13 protein-coding genes are annotated in these 13,968 nt (G+C 73.0%); 4 read left to right on the top strand and 9 right to left on the bottom strand.

Annotation, left to right across the window (positions count from 1 at the left end; all coding sequences use genetic code 11):
• The first annotated feature begins 88 nt into the window (after positions 1-88).
• The gene (locus O7626_RS09165) at positions 89-445 is read left to right on the top strand and encodes an MmcQ/YjbR family DNA-binding protein (RefSeq protein WP_278060725.1); all 357 of its coding nucleotides are present in this window, start codon (positions 89-91) and stop codon (positions 443-445) included.
• A gap of 18 nt (positions 446-463) precedes the next feature.
• Here the strand turns inward: O7626_RS09165 and prfH are convergent, their stop codons facing one another.
• The 6 genes from prfH to O7626_RS09135 all read right to left on the bottom strand — a co-directional run bounded on the left by prfH (position 464) and on the right by O7626_RS09135 (position 7,137).
• Complete coding sequence (gene prfH, locus O7626_RS09160) at positions 464-1,087, bottom strand: peptide chain release factor H (protein WP_278060724.1); 624 nt, start codon at positions 1,085-1,087, stop codon at positions 464-466.
• A complete protein-coding gene (locus O7626_RS09155; protein ID WP_278060723.1) occupies positions 1,084-2,283 on the bottom strand; it encodes an RNA ligase RtcB family protein in 1,200 nt (399 codons plus the stop codon). Before O7626_RS09155 ends, prfH begins: the two co-directional genes overlap by 4 nt.
• 210 nt (positions 2,284-2,493) lie before the next feature.
• Positions 2,494-3,609, bottom strand: a complete 1,116-nt coding sequence (locus O7626_RS09150) for a Gfo/Idh/MocA family oxidoreductase (protein WP_278060722.1) — start codon at positions 3,607-3,609, stop codon at positions 2,494-2,496.
• Positions 3,579-4,289, bottom strand: coding sequence for a ThuA domain-containing protein (locus O7626_RS09145; protein WP_278060721.1), 711 nt, complete (start codon positions 4,287-4,289; stop codon positions 3,579-3,581). Before O7626_RS09145 ends, O7626_RS09150 begins: the two co-directional genes overlap by 31 nt.
• A gap of 257 nt (positions 4,290-4,546) precedes the next feature.
• Positions 4,547-5,554, bottom strand: a complete 1,008-nt coding sequence (locus O7626_RS09140) for a cobalamin B12-binding domain-containing protein (protein ID WP_278060720.1) — start codon at positions 5,552-5,554, stop codon at positions 4,547-4,549.
• Positions 5,551-7,137, bottom strand: a complete 1,587-nt coding sequence (locus O7626_RS09135; RefSeq protein ID WP_278060719.1) for a PP2C family protein-serine/threonine phosphatase — start codon at positions 7,135-7,137, stop codon at positions 5,551-5,553. Before O7626_RS09135 ends, O7626_RS09140 begins: the two co-directional genes overlap by 4 nt.
• 284 nt (positions 7,138-7,421) lie before the next feature.
• Between O7626_RS09135 and O7626_RS09130 the strand changes: the two genes are divergently transcribed.
• Positions 7,422-7,790, top strand: a complete 369-nt coding sequence (locus tag O7626_RS09130; protein ID WP_278060718.1) for an STAS domain-containing protein — start codon at positions 7,422-7,424, stop codon at positions 7,788-7,790.
• A gap of 333 nt (positions 7,791-8,123) precedes the next feature.
• On the opposite strand, the gene O7626_RS09125 is transcribed toward O7626_RS09130, so the two are convergent.
• The 3 genes from O7626_RS09125 to O7626_RS09115 form a co-directional block, all read right to left on the bottom strand.
• On the bottom strand, positions 8,124-9,215 hold the full coding sequence (locus O7626_RS09125; protein WP_278060717.1) for a saccharopine dehydrogenase NADP-binding domain-containing protein: 1,092 nt from the start codon (positions 9,213-9,215) through the stop codon (positions 8,124-8,126).
• On the bottom strand, positions 9,212-9,664 hold the full coding sequence (locus O7626_RS09120) for a hypothetical protein (protein ID WP_278060716.1): 453 nt from the start codon (positions 9,662-9,664) through the stop codon (positions 9,212-9,214). The genes O7626_RS09125 and O7626_RS09120 overlap by 4 nt, the downstream gene beginning before the upstream one ends.
• A gap of 221 nt (positions 9,665-9,885) precedes the next feature.
• Positions 9,886-11,124, bottom strand: coding sequence for a hypothetical protein (locus O7626_RS09115; protein ID WP_278060715.1), 1,239 nt, complete (start codon positions 11,122-11,124; stop codon positions 9,886-9,888).
• Positions 11,125-11,419: 295 nt separating this feature from the next.
• Here O7626_RS09115 and O7626_RS09110 point away from each other — a divergent pair, with 295 nt between their 5' ends.
• A complete protein-coding gene (locus O7626_RS09110; RefSeq protein WP_278060714.1) occupies positions 11,420-12,418 on the top strand; it encodes a M20/M25/M40 family metallo-hydrolase in 999 nt (332 codons plus the stop codon).
• 363 nt (positions 12,419-12,781) lie between these two features.
• Positions 12,782-13,894 (top strand): ISAs1 family transposase, encoded by a 1,113-nt coding sequence (locus O7626_RS09105; RefSeq protein ID WP_278060713.1) that lies wholly within the window; start codon positions 12,782-12,784, stop codon positions 13,892-13,894.
• Positions 13,895-13,968 lie beyond the last annotated feature (74 nt).

The following is a 13,968-nucleotide window of genomic DNA, read 5'->3' as shown; positions in this document are numbered from 1 at the left end:
CGCCCGACCACCGGCATGATCTCCCCGACCGCGACGGGGGGTCACGGCCGTGTCCCGAGGCTCCGGCGGGTAGGCCAGAATGTCCGGCGTGGGAGTACCGAGCGCGCAGTTCCTGCGGATGGTGGCGAGGCTGGCCGAGGTCGAGCACGCCCAGGCGCGGGACTACACCTCGTTCAGCGTCCGGGGCATCCGCTTCGGCTACCACTGGCCGCGTACCAGCACTGTCGGGCTGAAACAGTCGCTGTCGGAACAGGCGGCGCTGGTCGCCGAGCGGCCGGACGTCTTCGAGGTGCAGTTCACCGCCGGCGGCTTCGGCTGGGTCGTCGTGCACCTGCCCCGGATCGACGTCGACGAACTCGCCGAACTGGTCTACGAGGCGTGGTCCCTCTCCGCGCCGGAGGAACTCGTCGGCGCACACCCGCACGTCCCGACCCCGAGGCCCTGACCAGCGTCCGGGCGTGGGTCAGGGCCGTTCGACCCGTACCGGGTCGCCGCGGACGAGATCGTCATGGATCCGCCAGCGGGCGGTGCCGAGCGCCTGACCCGCCGCCCGGTCGCCGGCCGCGATGCGCTGCCGGATCAGCTCCAGGGCGATCCGGCGGTTCTGGCTGAACTGCCGCTCGGTGTCGACCACCACCACGATCCCGGACGGGCGGTGGGTAGCCCGCACGGCGGTACTCGCCTTGTTCCGGTGCTGCCCGCCCGGCCCGCCGGTGCGGCAGCCGACGACCTCGACGTCCACCTCCGCGAACGGCGTGCGCGGGGCGTCGAGCCGGCAGGGGCGGGCGACGACGTACCAGTTCTTCCGGCCCGCGCCCGCCCGGTAGGGGCTCGGCGCCTGCCAGCAGAGGGTGCCCGTCCACGAGTCGGCGAACTCCTCGGCACCGTCGCCGGCGATCCCGACCAGCACCGACCGGTAGGTGCCGGGCCGGTCCCCGGGCACCGACTCGACCCGGGACGTCACCAGCCCCCGCCGGGCGGCCTCCGCCGACAGTCTGCGCAGCAACTGGGCGACCGCCCAGGCGCACTCCTGCGGGCCCCGCCCGGCCGAGATCAGCAACTGGCTGGCCGGTGCCGTCGCGCTCACCGCCGCCCCCGACCCCGGCGGTGCTCCGGGCGCTCTCGCCGCCCGGCGGGACGGGCCGGGCCGCCGCGGTCGATGGTCTTGTAGGTCACCACCGGCACCGTCGTGGCGGCCGGGGTGGCCAGTCCGTGCGCGACCAGGTCCGCGATCACCTGTTCGATCCGCTTGTACGCCGTCGGCGCCTCCTCGAAGAGCAGTTGGCGGTCCCCGCAGACCACAAGCGACCCCACCGGGGTACGCCGCAGCTCCTCGACGGTGTGCTTGACCCGCCCCCGGCGCAGCGCGTCGGCCCGGGACATCTTGCGGCCGGCGCCGTGCGCCACCGAGAAGTTGGCCTGCGGGCCGGCGTGCGCGGCCACCAGATAGGAGCAGGTGCCCCGGGTGCCGGCGACCAGCACGTCCCGGCCGTCGCCCGGGGCGGCACCCTTGCGGTGCAGGTACGCCCCGTCGCGGCACTCGACGAGGTTGTGGCACTCGTCGACGATCGGCTCGGTCGGGCTGGCGCCCAGCGCGTGCAGGACCCGGGCGGCCAGCAGCCGGCGGTTGAGCGACCCCCAGCGGACGGCTTCGTCGTGCCGCCGTAGGTAGTCCGCCGGATCGGCGGCCGGTCCGGCGCCGTACCGCTCGGTGTGCGCCCGCAGGATCCGCTCGCCCAGCCCCCGGGAGCCGCTGTGCACGATCAGCACCAGGTCGTCGGCGGCGAGCCCGAGCCGGGCGGTGTGGCCCGGGTCGAGGACGGTCCGGATCCGGGCCAGCTCGACGAAGTGGTTGCCCCGGCCCACCGTCCCGAGTCCGTCGAGGTGGCCGGCCGGGATCTCGCCGTCCAGCACGGCCCAGGCCGGGTGGTCGACGTCCCGCTCCGGGTTCAGGGCGACGTCGAGGTCCGGGAAACGGCGGGCGACCTGCTCGGGTACGACCCGTTTCAGGTCGACCGGGAAGACCGCGATGCCGCAGCCGATGTCGGAGCCGACCAGGAACGGGTACAGCACGGTCGAGACCATGGCGGCGCCGATCGGGGCACCCTTGCCGGGGTGCAGGTCCGGCATGCCGGCGACCGAGACCATGCCGTCCAGGGCGGCCACCTGGTGGCACTGGTCGACGGCGTCGGACTCGATCCAACTGCGGGCGGAGGCGAAGACGGTGACGGCGGCGGGCCCGGTGTCCGGAGCGGACTCCGGCCGGGACGTCTGCTGCGACAAGGAGACTCACTCCTGGAGAGGGGTACGGACTTCACGGCGTTACGGCCCTCCCACCGGTGCGCGACAGCGCGCTGCTGCGGTGTGGGCTCGACTGGGGCGGTGCCGGTCAGTACGTCATGTCCGCAACCCTGCGGCAACCCGGCGCGCACGGCAACCGAATTTCACCCCGGCGCACCGGGTGCGCCCCCGTGATGCCGCCGTCGCGCCGGCTCAGCCCGCCGCCGCCCGCGCCTCCTTCCAGTCCTCGACCCCGGTGTACGGGACCGGCGTGGGCCGCCGCACCGTGCTGGTCAGCTCGATCCGCCGTCCCTCGTCGGCCGAGCGGAGCAGCGCGGTCATCACCTCGAGCACGTGCAGCGCGAACTCGCCACCGGCCCGAGGCGGACGCTGCGGATCGGCCCTGACCTGGTCGACCAGGCCCACCCCCCGGGATGCCTCGGCGTAGCCCGCCCGTGCCTGGACCGGGTCCCAGCGCCCGTCGAGCGGCAGGATCCGCACCTGGCCGTCGAACCGGTTCGGGTCGGGTACGGCGAGGCTGGCGTCCTCGCCGTGCACCTCGATCGGCGCCGCCGTCGTCGCGACGCCGTCGAAACTCGTCGTGATGGTGGAGAGGGCACCGCCGGTGTGTTCGAGTACCCCGGAGACGTGGCTGTCCACCCGCACCGGGATCGTCTGGCCGCCGCGCGGACCGGTCCGGATGACCCGCTCGGTACGCAGCCGGGCGGCGGCGCCGATCACCGCGCGTACCGGCCCGAGCAGGTGGACGAGGGCGGAGATGTAGTACGGCCCCATGTCCAGCAGTGGACCGCCGCCGGGGGCGTAGTAGAAGTCGGGGTCCGGATGCCAGCGCTCGTGTCCCGGGGTGACCATCACGGCCAGGGCGGAGAGCGGGCGCCCGATGAGCCCCTCGTCGATCACCGCGCGGGCGGTCTGGGTGCCGGTGCCCAGCACGGTGTCCGGTGCGCAGCCGAGGCGGACGCCGGCCGAGGTGGCCCGGTCGACGATCGAGCGGCCCTCCGGGAACGTGACGCCGAGCGGCTTCTCGACGTACACGTTCCGGCCGGCGTCGATTGCGGCGAGCGAGATCTCGGCGTGCGCCGCCGGGATCGTCAGGTTCAGCACCGTCCGCACGTCGGGATGGTCGAGCAGCCGCTCGACGCTCACCGCCTCGGTGCCGGGCAGTTCGGCGGCGACCGCCGCCGAGCGGGTCGGGTCGAGGTCGGCGACCGCGGCGATCCGCAGCTCGGGATGGTCGGCGAGCGTCTCCAGGTACGCCCGGGAGATGACCCCGAGACCTACGATGCCGACGCCGTGCGGGTCGCCCACAGCATTCCCCTCTCGATGACGGTACGCACGTTCGGGTGCTCCAGCACGTCGAGGCTGTGTCCCGGGGTCGTCACGACGATCCGTCCGGCGCCCCAGAGCCGGGTCCAGATCGCCGGGCAGGTGATCGGCCGGTGCCACGGGTGCCACGGGCGGGTCGGGTGCGTGGTGGTGGCCAGCACGTCGTTCAGGTCGTCGTGCAACACCCAGTACTGCTCGGTGACCAGCTCGAAGTCCTCGATCCCGGCGGTGATCGGATGTTCCCGGCCCTGCTGGGTGATGTTCACCGTGTGCGGCAGGAAGTTGTCCTCCTCGCCACCGTGCCGCTCGCACGGCTCCTTGCCCGGGTGGGTCGCGAACTGGCCGCCCACCAGGTGCAGATAGTCGGAGGAGGCCCGGAACGAGTCCGCGATGCCGCCGTGCCAACCGGTGAGGCCGGTGCCGGCGACGACGGCGGCGGTGAGCCCCGCCAGCTGCTCGCGGGTGATCTCCGACATCGTCACGCACTGCACGACGAGGTCGGTCGCGGCCAGTTCGGCGGCGTCGGCGTAGACCTCCGTCGACTCCTCGACCCGTACCGCGTAGCCGTTGCGTTCGAGGAACGGGATGAACAAGTCCGTCGCCCGGACCGGCTGGTGTCCCTCCCAGCCGCCGCGAACCACAAGTGCCCTGCGCTGCGCCACGCTCACTCCCTCTTCCGTTGCCCGACCCGTCGCTCCGGGGCGGGCCCGTACCGCCTCCGCGGCGGCGTGCCGCCGACGCCCGACCTGTCGATCATTGAAACCGTAACCCGCCCGACTGCCGGAGGTCACGGTGATCTAGGCCCTTTGTCGCGCTTCGGCGGCCGCGCTTGACAGCCGCGCTTCGGCGGCCGCGCTTCGACAAGCCGGCCGACGGGTTCCGGGACCGGCGGCCGGTGTCCCGGTCACCGGTGTCCCGGTCAGGAGTCGTCCGTGCTCAGACGGGTGGAGCGCAGGATACGCAGGGCGCGCGGGAAGTCGCGCAGCCGCCCGGCCATCAGGTCGAAGGCGGTGTCGACGGTACGCAGCGGCACCTTCCGGCTGGCCAGCACCTCACCGAGCCAGACGGCGAACTCGGCGAAGAGCGTGGCGTCGTCGACGTAGACGGCGGCGGCGAGGGTGTCCACGATGTAGCCGAGGTCGGCGACGGTCGCGTCGAGCTGAGCCGGGGTGTACCGGGCGGCGTCCGGGATGCGGGCGACGCAGAGGTCGATCAGCTCGACCCGGGCGGCGACCAGTCCGGCGTACTCGGTGTCGTCGACGGTCGGGGCCGTGCCCCAGGCCGGCAGGGTGACCTCGGCGAGGGCGGTGGACGCGGCCCGGGCGTCGCGGACCCAGGGCACGCCGAGTCGGGCCGCCCACCGGCCGTCCGAGCCGAACCCCCGGCCGCCGACCAGCACCGGTACGTCCGCGCGTCGGCACGCCTGGACGAACCGGGAGGCGTGCGGCAGCCGCATCGGCAGCGAGCAGCCGATCGCCACCGCCCGGGGGTCGTGCCGGTGCAGGTAGGAGACGAGGTGCACGGCCGGCACGCTGGCGCCGAGGAAGGTCACGTCCCAGCCGTCGAGGCGGAGCACCTCGGCGACCAGCCGGGCCGGAAGTGCGTGCCATTCGCCGTCCATGCAGGCGACCACCACCCGGTCCCGGTGCGGCTGCCGGCGTACCGTCGCGGAGACCGCCGCGATCACCCGTTCGCTGACGTGGGTCGCGGCGTGTTCCTGGGCCACGCTCCACTCGTTGCGCTGCCACCACTCGCCGACCTGCGCCTGTGCCGGTGCGACAAGCGAGAGCAGCACGTCCTGCGGGTCGACGCCGTCGGTCAGCAACTCCAGCGCCAGGTCGATCGCACCGTGCTCGTCGGCCTCGTCCAGGCAGCGCAGGTACGCCGGGTAGGCGTCCTCCAGCGACCGACCGAGTACGGCGGTCACGGGACCACCCGCAGGTGCCGGGACACCGCGCCCGGCGGCACCGCCCGGATGGCGAAGGCCGCGATGTCGTCGTGGTTGCGGCCGCCGAGCCAGTCGCTGACCACCTGCTCGACCCGCTCCGCCAGGGCGGGTGCCGGCATCCGGTGGCAGCCGCGCAGCGCCTCGACCAGCCGGGTCATGCCGAACTGCTCGCCCCGGATCCCGCCACGCGCTTCGGTCACGCCGTCGCTGAACAGCAGGCAGGTCTCGCCCTGGCCGAGCTGCACCGGGAGCGAGGCGATCCGCGGGTCGGGGACCACGCCGACGAGCATGCCGCGCAGTTCCACGGTTTCGACCCTGCCGTCGGCGCGCAACACCAGCGGTGGCAGGTGGCCGCCGCTGGCCAGGGTCAGCGACAGCCCGCCGGAGGGGGCGGGGTGGGCGCGGCCGAGCACCATGGTGGCGAACCGGCCGTTGCCGTGCGCCCGGCTGGTCTCCAGCACCGAGCCGTTGAGCAGCGACATCAGCCGCGCGGGGTCGGACTCGATCCGACGCAGCGCCTGGATGCCCTGGCGGATCTGCCCGGTGAAGACGGCCGCGTCGACGCCCTTGCCGGAGACGTCGCCGAGGAAGAAGAGGGCGCCACCGTCGGGCTGGGCATGCGCGCCGTAGAAGTCGCCGCCGATCCGCAGCGAACTCTGCGCGGGCCGGTAGGCCGCACCCCACTGCACGCCGGGCACGGGTGGTGGGTCCGCCGGGGCGAGACTCGCCTGGAGCGTGTCGGCGACCTCGGCCTGGTCGTGGTAGAGCACCGCCGCGTCGAGTGCCGCGCCGGCCCGGCCCGCGAAGCCGCGCAGCAGTTCGAGATCGTGACCGTCGGGCTCGGCACGGTCGCGTACCACAAGCAGCGCTCCGGTCGGCGCGACCCGGCCCGGTAACGGCAGCACCCGGACCGACACCGCCGCCGGGTCGCGGTCGCCGAGCCAGCCCACCTCGGCGAGCTGGTCGGCCAGCCAGTCGGCCTCGGACGGCTCGCCGCCCTGCCACGCCTCCTCGACGGCGGGCGGCAGTTGACCGGCGGTCAGCAGGCCGCCGTCGACCGTGTGCCGCTCGCCGTCGTCGGCCAGCACCGCCCGCCACCACCGGGCCCGGCCGCGGCGCGGCGTCAGCACCACGACGGCGACGTCACCGAGCCGGGGTACGGCCAGCCGGGCGGCGGCCCGAGCCGCCCGGTCCTCGTGCAGCGGGTTGCCCAGCAGTTGACTGGCGGTCTCCAGGAACCTGGCCCGCCCCCGCTCGGCCAGCAGCGCGTCGGAGCGGGCGACGGCGTCGGTCACGTCCTCGACGTAGAAGACGGTGCTCGCCATCCCGCCGATGCTGACGCTCACCTGTCGGCACCGCACCCGCCGGTCGGTGAGGGTCTGCTCGCCGACGAGCAGCGGCGGTACGCCACAGCCGGCGAAGGTGCGGCCCACCACGAGTCCGGGCAGCAGCGCGGCGGCGGGCTCGCTTATCCCGAGGACGACTCCGGAGGCGTCGCACACCACCACGCCCTCGCGGAAGTTGTCGACGACTTCGTCACCGAAGGTCGATGGAGGCGACACGGAGGGTAGGGGCACTGGTTTCGTGCTCAACCCGTCCGACGTCGCCCGGGAAACCCGGCGACCGCCCGACTCCCAACCGGCGAGATTGGCGGTGTTCACGTGGGTGGAGTGCTCCTGACCGTCTGCCCTGCGTACCCCCACCCTACGCGGTTAGTTGTCACCCGGCATTTATCGGCCGACGCGGCCCGGACCTGGGCGGCGAGCCGGCGTCGTCCCGCCGGGCGACGCGGCGGCCGGTGCCCTACAGTTGAAGCCCGGGGTTTGACGACGTGGGAGGTGACGAGTTGGATCAGGCGAGACCCGCGCCGTTTCCGCTGATGATCGACCTCCACCAGGGTGAACACGCCGTCGTGGAGGTCGGTGGCGACCTCGACTTTCCCTGCGCCGAACTGCTGCGCGGCACGCTGGCCTCGGCGCTGGACGCCGGACCGGCGACCCTGACGATCGACGTCGAACGGCTGACCTTCATCGACAGCACCGGCCTGGCCGTGCTGGTGTACGCCTGGAGCCGTGGCCGCGAGTCGGGCATACCGGTCGCGGTACGCGCGATCCCGCCGTTCCTGTCGTCGACCCTGGACATCACCGGCCTCACCGAACTGATGGACCGCGCCGCCGAGCGCCCCGAGGCCACGGACGCGGCCGCGACTGCCTGACAGTCCGGTCACCTGGTCGGAGGCCAACCGAGCAACGCAGGCCAGCTGAGCGACGCAGGCCAACCGAGCGACGCAGGCCAACCGAGCGACGCAGACTGTAGAGCTGGGCGCACAGGCGGGGCGCGACAATTCCGACAACTGGCCGGTCCCTCGTTGTGGGAGCACCAGCGGGGCAGCTCGACAGTCTCGCGATCGAGTACCGCCGCTCGCCACCGGTCGCGTCCTGGCCCCCGCCCGCCCGGCGGCGCAGGGTCGGCGATGTGCAGCAGGGTCGGTCAGTGCCACGGGCGCCGCAGGGTGAGGTCAGACCGGTGGCACGGCCCGACCTGACACCTACCGGCCGCCCCTCGGCCGCGCGGTCGGCGACTCGCCGTCCAGGTGCAGGGTGAGCTGTCGTGTCGGCAGCTCGGCGAGGAACGCCGAGGGATCGACGAGCTGGTTCAGGTGGCGTACGCCCGGTGTGGTCTGCCCGAGGAAGATCCGGCGGGCGACGTGCGCCGCGACGATTCCGGTGGCCCGGCACTCCTGGCGTCCGGTCGCGGCGCAGCACACCCGCCGGCCGTCGGCGTCGGCGGCCGTGACGTGCAGCGCGAACCGGTCGGTTCCGGTGTGCAGGCGGGACAGGGCGGCGTTGAGGATGGGCTCCGCTCCGAGCCGCCCCAGCAGGGCGAACAGGCCCGCTGACCGGAGCGCGAAGACCAGGCCGGTCAGCGCGGGCGAGTCGAAGCAGATCCTGGTGGCGACGGGCACACCCAGCGTTCCGGCCAGGGTGTACTGGTCGGAGAAGGGGAACCAGTAGGTGCTCCGGTCACCGAACCCGGGCAGCGGAGTCCGGGTACGCACCGGAAAGCCGTACGGCGGCCGGACCGGCTGGCCGAGCTGGGCGACGGTCCACCTGACCGAGTCGGGACCATGGTCCCCGGCCGCGCCCAGCAGGATGGCGATCTCCACCCGCCGTGCGTCCGGCAGCCGGTCGACGCAGAGCCGGGCCAGCACGTTCGTCAACCCCGGAGCGAGTCCGACACTCAACGCGGCGGTCGCGCCGCTGGCCGTCGCGAGCGGATCGAGCCGGCCGATTCCCTCCAGTAACGCCCGGGAGGCGCTGACGTCGAGGTAGTGGATCCCGCGCCGCAGGCACTCCCGGGCCAGGGTCTCGTTGCCGCGCTCGACGCACATCACCACCAGGCCGGTCCCCCGCAGCATCCGGTGCACCTGGTCCGGCACGCCGACGTCGACGGCCTCGGCGCGCAGGGCGGTCGGGGCCCGCGCGGTGAGTTCCCGCGCCCGCCGGAGGTCCCGGCCCGCCACCACCACCCGGTCCGGGAACCACTGCCCGAGCGTCTCCGCCGTGACCCGCCCGACGGCGCCGTACCCGCCGACCACCACGATCCGCCCGGCGGTGTCGCGGCCGTGCCGCCGGTTCACGCCGTCCGCCGGGGGCGGCGGAGCAGGGCCAGTCCCAGGGCGATCGCGACCAGCAGGGTCAGGATCCCGGTGCCCTGGAAGAAGATGTCGTCGGAGATCACCGCGTCGCTGCCGGCCGGGTAGAGCCGCTGCAGCAGGTCGGCGCTGCCGGTCTGGCGCAGCAGCACGTAGAGCGTGTGGTTGTAGCCGCCCTCGTAGCAGCCGAGCCACAGCACCCAGAAGCCGACCAGCAGGACGGTGTACGTCCGGGCCGCCCACCGGCGTCGCGCGTCCAGTCGACCGAGCCAGACGGTGCCGGCGAAGACCGCGGTGAAGACGATCGCCAGGACCGTGCGCTCCGGCGTGCCGAAGGCGACGCCGCCGTAGACGTGGTGCGCGACGGTGACCGCCCACAGCACGGTGAGCAGCGTCGTGGTCGGTTCGGGACGCCGTACCGGTTGATTCGTCATGGATCCGCTCTCCTTCGTCCGTCCCCAGTCTGAGCACGGATCGAGGGCGCCACCAATGCATATCTGGGACAGCAGCCATGTTCGTCAAACATATCTGTGTACCTGGATCGACGAAGTGCGGTCTCGAACAACGTCACCGGCCGGTACGACCTCGTGAACCGCGCCGGGGTGTCGGGCCCCCTCACCCGACACCCCGGTTGCACCGCCCCCCGGACCGGCTCCTAGCGCATGACCCGCACGCCGAGAGCCTCGTCGAACAGGTCGGCGACGCTGAACGCGGAGACCGTCGCCCCGTTCACCTGGGCGTTGCCCACGTGCGTGCCGTACGCCACCGTGCCAACGAACCAGGGACCACCGCTGTCGCCGACCTGTGTGATGTTGTCCCGCACCGCCACCTGCCGGTGCGAGGTGCCCCGCCGGTCGGTGATCGACACGTCCAGGTCTGCGATGAACGAGCAGCGCCGCAGTCCCGTGCTCTGGCCGAACACGCACGCCTGGTCACCGATCAACATGTCGGCAAGCCGCCGTACCCCGGTGACGTCCCGGGTCTCCGTCGACCCGGCGACGAAGTCGTCCGTCACCGGCACGTCGGAGGTCGACCACTCCACGTCGCCGAAGTCGCCGAGATGCTCGTCGAAGAGGTTCAGCGGATGACGGGCGCCGTTGTGCACGGCCTGGCTGTTGTTGCAGTGCGCGGCGGTGGTGACCCCGACGAACCCGCCCGGGCTCACCGAGAAGCCGGTGGTGCAGATCAGTCCGGCGCCGGGACGGGTGGTGGGCATCCCGCCGAACAGGCTGGTGTGCCGCTGGTTGGCCGGTCCTTCGACCACGTCGAGATCGAGCCCGGCCCGCAACGACGCGGGCAGCGCCGCGCTGATCGACGCGGACGTGCTCGGCACGCCCCGGAGCGCGGTGCCGGGTTTCGCCGTGACGGTCGCCCGCACCTGCCCGGAGGTGATGTCGGCGGCGGTGGTGACCGACGTGTAGCCCAACGCCTTCAGCTGCCCGTGCACCGCCCTGGACCGGTCGGCCAGCTCCCCGGCCGAGTAGGGCTGGCGGTCGACGATCCGGATCGGCAGCCCGGAGGCGGCCACCATGGTACGGACGAACTCCGGCGCCACTCCCTTGACGAGGAACGTCGGCGCCTCGCCCGGCCGCTCGGGCAGCACCCCGCCGACGTACGTGTCCGGCAGCCGTTCCGCGAGCGTACGGTGCAGTGGGCGTATCTTCTCGGCGAGTTCGTGCCGGGCGCGCGCCTGGGCCGACGTCCATCCGCGCTCCTCCGCCAGCGTCGCGAGGTCCGCCGCCAGCGCCTGCGCCTCGTCCTGCCTGGTCACCCCGACCGGATCCGGCTGCGGCGGCGCGGCGGGCCCGGCGAAGGCCGGCACCGGTTGCCCGGACGCCGAGACCAACCCCAGCACCACCGCGACGGCCACTGCCATGCCGGCTCTCGATCTCATCGTCGGATCCTCCCTGGCTCGGGTACACACACGACATTCCCGTTGCCTGTGAAGGTAGGGCGGGCGGCATCCGCCGAGCGGGCCGGCTGGACGCCGTTGGACACCGTTGGACACGGCCGGCACCGACCGGGTCGGTAGGGACAACCCCGCCTTCCAGAGGCGGGCCAGCCGCAGTGCTTTCCGACGGTCGCGGAACACACACTTACCCCGGGTTTCCCGACACCTCTTTCTCGACGCCCCGACCGACGGTGTCGGAACGGTCGTACCGAAGGAGTCCTACAGCACCGGAGGAACGATGTCGCACTCGGAGAACGGCCGCGTCAGCCGACGGGCACTGCTCGGTGGCGCCGCGGTCGCCGCACTCGGAGCCGGGCTGGCGCCACCGGCGGCCGCCCGCGCCGGCGGTCCTGGCCGGCCGCCGCACCCTCGTTCGGTCCACGCCGTGGCGTCCCGGCTGGACCGCACCCTGGTCGAGCTGCGCCGGGACATCCACCGGCACCCGGAGACGGCGGGTGCGGAGCGGCGGACCGCCGCGCTGGTGGCGGGGCGGCTCCGCGCAGCCGGCCTGGACGTGCGGACCGGTGTCGGCGGGCACGGCGTCGTGGGCGCGCTCACCGGCGCGTACCCGGGCCGGACGGTCGCCTACCGGGCGGACATGGACGCGGTGGCGCCGGCCGACCAGTTCGGCGATGGCACCGCCCCCGCGCACCTCTGTGGGCACGACGTGCACACCACCGTCGGGGTGGGTGTCGCGGAGGTCCTGGCGTTGCTGCGCGGCCGGCTCGGCGGCTCGGCGGTGTTCGTCTTCCAGCCGGCCGAGGAGACGCTGAGCGGCGCCGCCGCGATGCTCGACGCCGACCTCTTCGGCCGGACCCGCCCGGCCGAGATCCCGCTGGCCTACCGCTGCTGGCCGGAGCAGCGCTACACCGAGATCCGCGACGACGTCCGCCGGCTGGCGGCGGCGTACGGCGGATGGGTGGACTTCCCCGCCGACCCGTTCCCGGCGATGATCTGCCCACGGCGGGAGGCGCAGGCACTGCGCGGTTACCTGCACCGGACCATCGGCCGGGCCCGGGTGGGGACGCTGCACGCCCCGGTGCCGTTCAACGGCGAGGACTTCGCGCTCTTCCTCGACCGGCTCCCCGGCACCTACACCTTCCTCGGCGTCCGGGCTCCCGGTGCCGGCGTCGAAACCGCGGCTCCGCACTTCGGCGCCTTCGACCCGGACGAGCGGGCCATCGGGTACGGGGTACGCGCGATGGCCGGCTGGTTGGCCTCGCGCACCTGCGGTTGACGCCCCGGCCGTGGCCGAGCTGCTGCTCCAGGCGGACCCCGGCGACCTGCCACCGGTCGGCCACGCGGTCGTCGGTAGCACGCTGTGAGCAAATCCCGGCCGACCGCCGTCACCAGGGCTATTGCGTGTTTGGTCGAGTGGCCGTTGAACTGGGGATTCCCGGGGTGGGCGGACCCTTGCGGGGTTGAGGAAGGCGGGTGAGGCCTGTAGGTGATCATGGAGTTCTCGACGCTCCCGGACACCTTGAGGACCTCACCCGCGATGTCAGCATGCCCGATTCAGGTACTGTCCGCAGTTCGCACCCCCACCGACTCGCCACCGCGCCTTGTCACCGAGGGTGAAGAAGCTGGGCTCCAGCACTCGTTGGCCACCATCGCGGACCCCCGGTCCCCGCGTGGGGCGCGTTACCCGCTCGTCGGGCTACTGACCGTCGCGGTGTGCGCCGTGACCGCCGGCGCATCATCGTTCGCGGCCATCGCGGACTGGCTGCACGACCTCGATGACCTCGCCAGGGCCCGGCTCGGGTTCATCCGCGCCGTCCCGGCCGCGACCACGATCTGGCGGCTGCTGACCAGGTTGGACGCTGACCTGCTGGCCACCGTGCTCGCCGACTGGCTGCGTACCCGCGTCCCGCCTCCGGTCACGCCCCGACCTCGGCGGTACCGGATCGTCATCGCCATCGACGGCAAGACCATGCGCGGCGCCCGCCGCGCCGATGGCAGCCGGGTCCACCTGCTGTCCGCGCTGGACACCAGCACCGGCATCGTGCTCGCTCAGGTCACCGTGGCCGCGAAAAGCAACGAAATCCCCGCGTTCACCCCACTGCTGGACGCGGTCGAACAGGTTCTGGGTAGCCTGGACGGCCTCATCTTCGTGGCCGACGCCCTCCATACACAGACCAGCCACGCGACCGAGGTCGCCGCTCGCGGCGCCGACCTGCTCATCCCGGTCAAAGGTAACCAGCCGACCGTGTTTGCCCAGCTCAAGGCCTTGCCCTGGGCCCAGGTCCCGGTGGGTGACCGACGCCGCGAAACCGGTCACGGCCGGCGGGAGACCCGCACGGTCAAGGCGCTCACCGTAGCCACCCCCGGCGGTCTGCTGTTCCCTCACGCCGAGCAGGCCGTCCGGATCACCCGCACCCGCACCCTCAAGGGCAAGACCACCAGGGAAACCGCCTACTACACCATCTCCCTCCCCGCCGAGCACGCCCAACCCGCGGACCTGCAGTCCTGGGCCCGAAACGAGTGGCTGATCGAGAATCAGGTCCATCATGTCCGCGACGTCACGTTCCGTGAAGACCTCCACCAAGCCAGAACCGGCACCGGCCCCGCAATCATGGCGACGCTACGTAACACCGCGGCCAGTTACCACCGCACCAACGGCGATACCAACATCGCCCGCGCCACCAGACGCGCCGACCGTCGCCCGCACGACCTCATCACTGCAATGACCAGCAGCTACCCCAGAACGCAATGACCCTGCCGCCGTCACCGATCCGAGAAGGAAACGCGCGTTCACACGCTTCAATGGAAGCGACGGGGCCGATAGGG

It is taken from the genome of Micromonospora sp. WMMD1102 (assembly GCF_029626265.1).
Lineage (GTDB): Bacteria > Actinomycetota > Actinomycetes > Mycobacteriales > Micromonosporaceae > Plantactinospora.
The sequence above is the reverse complement of the archived record's forward strand: the minus strand, read 5'-3'. Positions and strand labels throughout refer to the sequence as shown.

Bases quoted from the DNA above. Each gene is read 5' to 3' on its own strand.
- O7626_RS09110 (WP_278060714.1), top strand. From the start codon at position 11,420: ATGTCGCACTCGGAGAACGGCCGCGTCAGCCGACGGGCACTGCTCGGT.
- O7626_RS09120 (WP_278060716.1), bottom strand. From the start codon at position 9,664: ATGACGAATCAACCGGTACGGCGTCCCGAACCGACCACGACGCTGCTC.
- O7626_RS09115 (WP_278060715.1), bottom strand. From the start codon at position 11,124: ATGAGATCGAGAGCCGGCATGGCAGTGGCCGTCGCGGTGGTGCTGGGG.